The following is a 1,424-nucleotide window of genomic DNA, read 5'->3' on the forward strand; positions in this document are numbered from 1 at the left end:
TTCTTGTAGCCACCGAACGCGGCATGGGCCGGGTACAGGTGGTAGCAGTTGGTCCATACGCGGCCGGCCTTGATGCCGCGACCCATGCGGTAGGCGCGGTTGATGTCACGGGTCCAGACGCCTGCGCCGAGGCCGAACTCGGTGTCGTTGGCGATGGCCAGGGCCTCGGCCTCGTCCTTGAAGGTGGTGACGCTGACCACCGGGCCGAAGATCTCTTCCTGGAACACGCGCATGCGGTTGTTGCCCTTGAGCAGGGTCGGCTGGATGTAATAGCCGGTGGCCAGGCTGCCTTCGAGTTTCTCCACCTTGCCCCCGGTCAGCAGCTCGGCGCCTTCCTTCTGGGCGATCTCCAGGTAGGAGAGGATCTTCTCGAACTGTTGCTGCGAGGCCTGGGCGCCGACCATGGTGTCGGTGTCCAGCGGGTCGCCGCGCTTGATCTGCAGCACCTTCTTCATCACCACCTGCATGAATTCGTCGTAGATCGACTCCTGCACCAGCGCACGGGATGGGCAGGTGCACACCTCGCCCTGGTTGAAGAACGCCAGCACCATGCCTTCGGCGGCCTTGTCGATGAAGGCCGGCTCGGCCTTCATGATGTCCTCGAAGTACACGTTCGGCGACTTGCCGCCCAGCTCCACGGTGGACGGGATGATGTTCTCGGCGGCGCATTTCATGATGTGCGAGCCCACCGGCGTGGAGCCGGTGAAGGCGATCTTGGCGATGCGCTTGCTGGTGGCCAGGGCCTCGCCGGCCTCACGGCCGAAGCCTTGCACCACGTTGAGCACGCCCTTGGGCAGCAGGTCGCCGATCAGCTCGAGCAGCACGGTGATGCCCAGCGGGGTCTGCTCGGCAGGCTTGAGCACCACGCAGTTGCCGGCGGCCAGGGCCGGGGCCAGCTTCCACGCGGCCATCAGCAGCGGGAAGTTCCACGGGATGATCTGCCCGACCACGCCCAGCGGTTCGTGGATGTGGTAGGCCACGGTGCTGTCGTTGATCTCGGCGGCGCCGCCTTCCTGGGCGCGAATGCAGCCGGCGAAATAGCGGAAGTGGTCCACGGCCAGGGGGATGTCGGCGTTGAGGGTTTCGCGGATCGGCTTGCCGTTGTCCCAGGTCTCGGTGATGGCCAGGATTTCCAGGTTCTGTTCGATGCGGTCGGCGATACGTAGCAGCACATTCGAGCGGTCCTGCACCGAAGTGCGACCCCAGGCATCGGCGGCGGCGTGGGCGGCGTCGAGGGCCTTGTCGATGTCCTCGGCGGTGGAACGGGGGAATTCGGCGATCGGCTGGCCGTTCACCGGCGAGGTGTTGGTGAAGTATTCACCCTTGACCGGAGGAACGAACTCACCGCCGATGTAGTTGCCATAGCGGCTCTTGAAGGTGATTTTCGCGCCTTCGGTACCCGGATGTGCGTAACGCATGGTGTG

General features: G+C 64.8%; 1 protein-coding gene. It reads right to left on the minus strand.

Annotated elements, in window-relative coordinates:
- On the minus strand, positions 1-1,418 hold a 1,418-nt coding region (locus ACNFCI_RS23885; RefSeq protein WP_416768409.1), incomplete at its 3' end, for an aldehyde dehydrogenase family protein.
- Positions 1,419-1,424 lie beyond the last annotated feature (6 nt).

The sequence above is a fragment of the Pseudomonas sp. NY15356 genome, assembly GCF_048068175.1.
GTDB classification, from domain to species: domain Bacteria; phylum Pseudomonadota; class Gammaproteobacteria; order Pseudomonadales; family Pseudomonadaceae; genus Aquipseudomonas; species Aquipseudomonas putida_K.